The organism is Pedobacter sp. 01N416 (assembly GCF_056399685.1).
On record NZ_JBFTRT010000494.1, the window covers coordinates 1 to 8,174 of the forward strand.

An 8,174-nucleotide genomic window follows, 5' to 3' on the forward strand; every position below is an offset into this window, starting at 1 on the left:
GTGATGAAGATTACGATGCCATTCTGATTGCAAAAGCTGGTGTTAAACGCTTAAATCTTGATGTAAGCGATTTACATGTGGAAGAATTAGAAACTACTGAGTTTATTCCGGCACCCGCCCAGGGGGCTTTGGCTATTCAGATCAGGGAAAATGATACCGAGCTTTTTGGTGCATTGCAAAAATTGCACGACCCGGAAACTGCAGAGACTGTAACTGTAGAACGTAAGGTTTTAAATCTTTTCGAAGGCGGTTGCCATATGCCTTTGGGCTGCTATTGCAAAAAAGAAAATGGAAAATTCGAAATATGGACTTCAAAAGCCGAAACGGCTGACCATTTTCCTGAGCGTTTGTTTTTACGCGCAGAAAGTACCGAAGGTTTGGCAGAAAAAATTGTGGCCAAGTTTAATGTAGAAAGAAAGAAACCGGCAAAGGTTTTCATCTCGCGCGAAATTGGTGAGCACAGTTATTTCCGTAGGGCATTAGAAAATAATAATATTGAAATAGAAGGACGTTCATTAATCCGTACATTCCCGATAGTAACGGTTTTAGATCAGTTTATCTTAAGACACGTAGATTGGGTTTTCTTCAGCAGCCGCAACAGCGTAGAATATTTTTTCAACCTAAAACCGGTAATGCCAAAGAAAACAAGGTTTGGTGTGGTAGGAAGGGGATCTGAAGATGCATTGCGTAAATTTGGCCATATTGCCGATTTTGTTGGCGAAAGTGGCGATATTACCGAAGTTGCAGAAGATTTTGCGCAATTGGTTGGCGGTCAGCAGATACTGTTTCCAAGAGCGCAGGATTCTTTACAATCGATTCAAAAATCATTACCAGCTGATGCTAAAATAATCGATCTGCCGATTTACGAAACAGTAATCGAAGATGATATTGACCAAAGTTATGCTGATGTGCTGATTTTTACCAGTCCATCAAATGTTGATGCCTATTTCGCTGATAATTTATTGGAGCCTGGCCAACAGGTAATTGCTATTGGAAACTCTACCGGTAAGAAATTTGATGAAATGGGTGTAAAATATGCTTTGCCTTATTCGCCTGATGAAATTGGACTAGCTGAGGCAGTGTTTGGGATTGAGATTAAGTAAGGTTTAGGGTGTAAGGTAAAAGGCATAAGGTTTAGGGCGTAAGGTAAAGGGCAGAAAGCGTAAGGCCATCTATGAAATCCAAAAATCTGTGTAATCATTCAATCTGTGCAATCACCCCGAAGGAAAAAATAAAAAGATATTCAGGTCTCGATACTTGATACTAAATACTTGATATAAATAAAATGTTAAATCGTCCGCGTAGATTTTGTTCTTATACCACCCATGGCCATTGCGGTATTTTAGAGAACGATTATGTTCAAAACGATAAAACAGTAGAGGTAATCGCTAAAATGGCTTTAACACATGCCGAAGCTGGTGCCGATATGTTTGCCCCGTCTGACATGATGGATGGACGGATTGAAGCCATACGTAATCTTTTAGATGAAAACGGTTTTGTAAACGCAGCCATTATGAGCCATGCCACAAAGTTTGCTTCAGCCTATTATGGCCCGTTCAGAGAGGCTGCAGACTGTGCACCAAGCAAAGGCGATAGGAAGGCTTATCAGATGGATTTTAGAAACCCATTAGAGGCTTTGCGCGAAGCCGCTTTAGATGAACAGGAAGGCGCTGATGTTTTAATGGTGAAACCAGGTTTAGCTTATCTGGATATTATCCAACGGTTAAAACAGGATACCAATTTGCCAATTGCTGTTTATAATGTGTCAGGCGAATACTCGATGGTAAAAGCAGCTGCCGAACGCGGTTGGATAGACGAGCAAAAAGTTGTAATGGAAACGATGCATGCCTTCGCCCGTGCAGGCGCAAGTATTATTACCACTTACCATATTAAAGATATTTTAAATAACAACTGGATTTAGATAAGCTGAAAGCTTAAAGCAAAAAGACCAAAGCCATTGTATAGCGCTTTACTTTTCGCTTTAAGCTTTAGTCTTTCAGCTTTAAGCTTAATAAAAATGTTAGATTCATTAAAGAAAATGTTTTCAGGCAACGAAGCCGATATTCCGGTAAATACAGGTAGTAAACCTGATATTTCGAGAGTAAAATCTGCCGAATTGTACGAGAAATCAAAAACGTATTTCCCTGGTGGGGTAAACTCACCTGTTAGGGCTTTTAAATCTGTTTATGGTACGCCACTTTTTATCGAAAAAGGTGATGGCTGTTATATTTGGGATGCCGATGGTAATCAGTTTATCGATTTCTGTGGTAGCTGGGGACCATTAATTTTAGGGCATAACAATCCTAAAATCCGCGAAAAAGTTACCGAGGTAATGCAGAACGGAATGAGCTTTGGTGCGCCAACAGCTTTAGAAAATGAATTGGCTGAGCTGATTATCAAAAACAACCGTTTTGTTGAGAAAATCCGTTTTACCAGTTCTGGTACCGAAGCGGTAATGTCTGCCATACGTTTGGCAAGAGGTTTTACCGGTCGCGATAAAATTTTAAAGTTCGAAGGCTGTTACCACGGTCATAGCGATTCGCTTTTGGTTAAAGCCGGTTCTGGTTTGGTTACTTTTGGTGAAACCTCTTCTGCGGGTGTGCCAAAATCTTTTGCTGAAGAAACCATCGTTGTACCCCTAAATGATAAAACAGCTATTGAACAAGCTTTTGCTCAGTTCAAAGATCAGATTGCAGCAGTAATTATTGAGGGTATCCCTGCAAATAATGGTTTGATTATTCAAGATGAAGAATATATTCATTTCTTGCGTAAAATCTGTACGGATAACGGTTCCCTTCTGATTTTCGATGAAGTTATTACCGGTTTCAGGGTAGGCTTTGAAGGAGCTGCGGCGCATTATGGCGTTACACCTGATATTGTTACTTATGGCAAAATCATTGGTGGTGGCTTACCTGTTGGGATGTATGGTGCACGTGCTGAAATTATGGCACATATCTCTCCTGATGGCGGTGTGTATCAGGCAGGAACCTTGTCTGGAAATCCGGTGGCTATGGCAGCAGGCATTGCAACATTAACAGAACTGAACAAATCAAGCTTTTACAAAGATTTGAATACCAAAGCGCAAGAATTTGTAGCCAGTATTCAGCGTTTTGCAACCGCACGTAACTATAAATTTAAGGTATTTACCATTGGTTCTATCTTCTGGTTTGCTTTTACCGATAAAGATAAAATCCAGTCGGCTGATGATATTGATGCCAGCAGCATGGAGAAATTCAAAATTATGCACCGCGAGTTATTGAATAGAGGAATTTATTTAGGCCCATCGGGATATGAAGTTGGTTTCGTATCTTCAGCACATACTAAGATCGAATTGGAAAAAGCGAAACGTGCTATTTTTGAAGCATTAGATTTAGTATTTAAGAAGTAAGACTTTTTTGTTTAACCACAGAGGACGCTAAGTTTTCACAGAGAGCAAGAGGTTTGTTCGGAAAATCGTCATTGCGAGGAGGAACGGCGTAGTAATCTTAGTCAATTGGTTTTAAAATACCGGTAGTAGTAAGATTGCTGTGTGCTTCGCAATAGCGGACAGAGTAGAATAAATCGGTGAAATCACATTATCTGTGTAATCAACCCGAAGGAAAAGATATTTAAAATTAAAAGCCCCTTTAGGGGTTGGGGTATGAAGAAATCTATAATTATATTTTACGCATTATTGCTTTACGCACTGATTCAACTCATTTCGTGGGGAACATTGGTGGTGCGTTTGCAGCCAAGCCGCATGACCATGATTATGGGCGAAGGTTCAGTGTTTTTGTTTTTGCTCTGTATCGGCGGTTATTTCCTTCATCAATCGTTAAAACGTGAAGATAAATTAAGGGAACAGCAGCAGAACTTTCTGATGTCAATTACACATGAGCTGAAATCGCCTTTGGCAGCGATAAAACTTTCTATCCAAACCATTGTTAAACGTGATTTGGATAAGGCACGCCAAACTTCATTGCTTAACAATTCGCTAAAAGATATCGAGCGTTTGGATGATCTGGTTGAAAATATGTTGTTGGCCACCAAGATCGAAAACCGTTCCTATACTTTTCCGAAGGAAGAATTTAACTTCTCGGAGCTGGTATATAAAATCACGGATAGGCTACAGGTTCACTCTTGCGGATGCGAGCAGATTATAAATGCTAAAATTCAGCCAAATTTGCAGGTGGTGGGTGACAAATTTGCCTTATCGTCAGTAGTAACCAATTTAATTGAGAATGCGGTGAAGTATTCGAACCCGTGTGATGAGATAAATGTGCATTTAAACAAAGTTGATGGGCATATTCAATTAAGTGTGGTAGATCAGGGGCCGGGTATTTCAGATGCCGAAAAAATGTTGATATTTGATAAGTTTTACCGCGTTGGTAACGAGAATGTCAGAAAAGCGAAAGGAACAGGTTTAGGCTTGTTTATTGTGAAAGAGGTTTTACAATACCATGATGCAGATATTACAGTAAAAGACAATTTGCCTCAAGGAAGTATTTTTGAAGTAACATTTAGTTAATCTCAATTATGTCACAAAAATTAAGAATTCTATTGGTAGAAGAATCTGATGATTTAAAAGAATTGAATTCTTACAAAATCGGTGATAAAACAATTTATTTTAACTCTTTCGAATTAAAACACGATGATGGCACCATCACACCGTTAACCAAAAAGGAAACGATGTTGTTGAAACTGTTGATCGAACGTAAAAACGATGCGGTTTCAAGAGAGCAGATTTTAGAAACCGTTTGGAATTATGATGTTTATCCTTCAACAAGAACAATCGATAACTTCATTTTAACTTTCCGTAAGTATTTCGAACCAGATCAAAAAAATCCAGTTTATTTCCACTCGATCCGCGGTGTAGGCTATAAATTTACTGATAGTCATTAATGTACAATAATAAGGGCAGATATGCTTTAATGGCTGTTTTTGCGCTTGCTGCATTGGTTTGTGTATTTTACAATCAATATCAGCTGGCCGCTGTTTCAGGACTGTTGTTTGCCTTTGTTGTTTGGAGCCATTTTAAGCATAGTTCGGTTTTGATGGCATCAAAACATTTCAAGAATAACGAATTCGGTAAAACCAAAGCCTTATTGGYTGAGGTGGTTAAGCCAGAGCGCTTGGCTAAAAGCCGAAGGGGTTATTACGAATTTATGCAAGGCAATATGGCTTTGAAGGAAGAAGACTATGATAAAGCCGAGTATCACTTTCAGTTGGCAAGCCGCTTTCCGGTAGGAGGTAAAAATGAGAAATCGTATGTACTGATCCATTTGGCTAATCTCGCTTTGCGGAAGAAAGATAGAGAAAGGGCAGAAGCTTATACGAAATTGGCCAAAGAGCTTGCCGAAACGCAACGCTCGAAAGACATTCTCGTTAAAATTGAAAAAGAAATAAGCAAGTTATAATATTAATATTGTCATTTTGAATAACGAAGCACCAGTTTAGGGATAAAAAGGTACTTCGTTTTTTTTTTATTTATACCTTTGCAAAATTAAAATTTTAGGCAGTCCGTCATCCTGAACTCAGTTCTGGATCTAACTAAAGAAAGATGCTGAAATAAATTCAGCATGACGTGTAGTGCGACACCAGATACAATCATGAAGAATAACCTATTTTTAGACGCAGCATTTTCAAAACAAACCGAACGCCCACCAGTATGGATGATGCGTCAGGCAGGTCGTTTTATGCCACAATATTGGGAAATTAAAAACAAATACTCTTTTTTAGAGATGTGTAAAAATCCAGAAATTGCTGCAGATGTGACCATGTTGCCTGTTGATTTGTTGGATATTGACGCCGCGATTTTATTCTGTGATATTTTGGTAACCGGAGAGGCTATGGGTGGTGATTTGAGTTTTACTCAAGGCGTTGGACCTAAATTTGCAAATCCGGTACGTACCGCTAAAGACATCGAAAACTTAAATGTTGATTGTCTGGACGAATTGCAATATGTTGCTGATGCGATTAAAGTGATTCAACAACGATTGGATAACAGAATTCCATTGATCGGTTTTGCAGGTGCACCATTTACCGTAATGAGTTATTTAATTGAAGGAGGTTCATCTAAAGATTTTAAATTAACCAAGCTCTTTATACACAATCAGCCAGAGCTGGCGCACAAACTTTTGGCTAAAATTGCTAAAGTAACGGCAGATTACCTGAATCTTCAGATTACTGCTGGCGTTAATGCTGTTCAGATTTTTGATAGTTGGGCACTTGCTTTATCATGGAATGATTATCAGGAGTTTTCTCACCATTATATTCAGGAAATCATTGCTAACTTAAACAGAAAAGATATTCCGGTTATTTCTTTTTGTAAAGGGAGCTCAGTTTTTGCTCCGATTATGGCAGAAGCTAAACCAGATGTAATTTCAGTTGACTGGAATGCTGATTTATTGAACATTAAAAATGCTTTGCCAAAAGGTATTGCCGTACAGGGAAATTTAGATCCACATATTTTATATGCAGATAAAGCAGTAATTAAAGCACAGATCCATAAATTGTTTGAACGCATGCGTGGTACCGAAGGTTTTATCTTCAATTTGGGCCATGGTATAATGCCAGATATTCCCTTCGATAACGTTAAATACGCAATTGAAGTGGTTAAAGAGTTTAGGTATTAAATTCTCGTCAACCCATAATAGATAAATGATAGAAACGCTATTGCCATATTATCGATATTTCATAGCAGTACATGTTGTATTTGTAATCAGCTGGATGGCAGGACTGTTTTATATCCTGAGTCTTTTTATTTACCATACCGAGGCAAACGATAAACCTGAACCCGAAAAAAGTATCCTCCAAAAACAGTTTGTTAAAATGGAGGCTACTTTGTGGAAAATTATCGCCACCCCAGCCATGATCATTTCTGTTTTGGCAGGTGTATCTATGCTGACTTTAAACCAAGGCTTGCTTCAAGCCGATTGGATGTGGGTTAAGCTAGGTTTTGTTGTTGGCTTACTCATTTATCATTTTATCTGTCAGAACATCGTTAAACAGCTTAAAAACAACCAGTATAGGTTAAACAGCTTTCAATTGAGGTTGTGGCGCGAATTGGCAACGATTTTTATGATTGCCATTGTATTCGTGGTAATCCTGAAAAACGCCATTAACTGGATTTACGGTTTAATAGGGATAATGGGCATAGCAATGGCCATTATGATTGCGGTTAAACTGTACAAGAACTATCGTAAAAAACGTGGCGAATAATCTGTATACCACAATTCACTAGGGCACTGAGAATATTGTTTGTAATTAGCGGTGTTAATAAAAGCTTTGTGTCCTTTGTAACCTTGGTGGTCGACTCGTAAATCACTTTGTTTCCTTTGCGTAAACTTCGCGTGCCTCGCGGTTAAATAAACCAAAAACTATTCTAAATTTGGGCGATAAAATTCAAGCGCATGTTTACAACTACAGGTCTGAAAAAGGCCTTACTGCTAATACCATTTCTTTTTAGTGCTTATTTCGCTTCGGCACAGTTTGATCAATCGGCTTTCGAAAACCGGATACGTCCCGATAGCAGCTTAACCAACGAGGTTCACTTCAACTTTTATAATTTAAACTATGTTCGTAATTACGAGTATACCAACGATTTTCATGATGGTTATACTTTGTACGGAACACAGTTACAGCCTCAAATTGTTTACTACGCGCATCCTAATCTGGCGATTACCGCTGGTGCTTTTATCAGAAAGGATTTTGGTAGAAACGGGATTTCCGATGCGAAACCTTTATTCAGCGTAAAATACCACAAAAGAAATCTTACTTTAATTTTTGGAAGTTTAGAAGGTAACATTCAGCATAAGTATATCGAACCTTTATACGATTTCGAAAGAACCTTAACTACGCCAATTGAATACGGAACACAGTTATTGGTTGAGCGCAAGAAGTTTACTTTAGATGCCTGGATTGCCTGGCAGAAAATGATTTATAAGGGTGATCCTGCTAAAGAGGAAATTATTGGCGGTTTATCTACCGAAAGTACCATTGCAGAAGGTAATGGCTGGAAATTTAGTTTGCCTGCCCAATTTTTGGCCTTTCATCAAGGTGGACAAATTGATGTACTTAAAGAAATTCCGATTACGACTATGTTTAACGGTGCAACTGGTTTAAAACTGCACAAAGCAATTAATACCAACATTAAACAGGTATATACCGACAACTATATTGCGGTGTATAAAGAT

8 protein-coding genes and 1 pseudogene are annotated in these 8,174 nt (G+C 38.5%); all 9 read left to right on the forward strand.

Annotated features, from left to right (window positions below):
- On the forward strand, positions 1-1,103 hold a 1,103-nt coding region (locus AC1DND_RS22160; protein WP_477584778.1), incomplete at its 5' end, for a uroporphyrinogen-III synthase.
- Positions 1,104-1,285: 182 nt separating this feature from the next.
- The gene (gene hemB, locus AC1DND_RS22165; protein WP_477584779.1) at positions 1,286-1,921 is read left to right on the forward strand and encodes a porphobilinogen synthase; all 636 of its coding nucleotides are present in this window, start codon (positions 1,286-1,288) and stop codon (positions 1,919-1,921) included.
- Between the two features lie 96 nt (positions 1,922-2,017).
- Entirely contained in the window at positions 2,018-3,388 is a 1,371-nt protein-coding gene (gene hemL, locus AC1DND_RS22170; protein ID WP_477584780.1) for a glutamate-1-semialdehyde 2,1-aminomutase, read from the forward strand.
- Positions 3,389-3,640: 252 nt separating this feature from the next.
- Entirely contained in the window at positions 3,641-4,507 is an 867-nt protein-coding gene (locus AC1DND_RS22175; protein WP_029275766.1) for a sensor histidine kinase, read from the forward strand.
- A gap of 41 nt (positions 4,508-4,548) precedes the next feature.
- Positions 4,549-4,881: pseudogene (locus tag AC1DND_RS22180) on the forward strand (winged helix-turn-helix domain-containing protein); the annotation flags it as partial.
- Complete coding sequence (locus AC1DND_RS22185; RefSeq protein ID WP_477584781.1) at positions 4,881-5,396, forward strand: hypothetical protein; 516 nt, start codon at positions 4,881-4,883, stop codon at positions 5,394-5,396. The pseudogene AC1DND_RS22180 and the gene AC1DND_RS22185, both read left to right, overlap by 1 nt.
- Before the next feature lie 192 nt (positions 5,397-5,588).
- The gene (gene hemE / locus AC1DND_RS22190) at positions 5,589-6,614 is read left to right on the forward strand and encodes a uroporphyrinogen decarboxylase (protein WP_477584782.1); all 1,026 of its coding nucleotides are present in this window, start codon (positions 5,589-5,591) and stop codon (positions 6,612-6,614) included.
- A 25-nt stretch (positions 6,615-6,639) separates the two neighbouring features.
- Complete coding sequence (locus tag AC1DND_RS22195; RefSeq protein WP_477584783.1) at positions 6,640-7,200, forward strand: CopD family protein; 561 nt, start codon at positions 6,640-6,642, stop codon at positions 7,198-7,200.
- Positions 7,201-7,391: 191 nt separating this feature from the next.
- Positions 7,392-8,174 (forward strand): hypothetical protein (locus AC1DND_RS22200; RefSeq protein ID WP_477584784.1); only part of this gene is annotated, 783 nt, incomplete at its 3' end.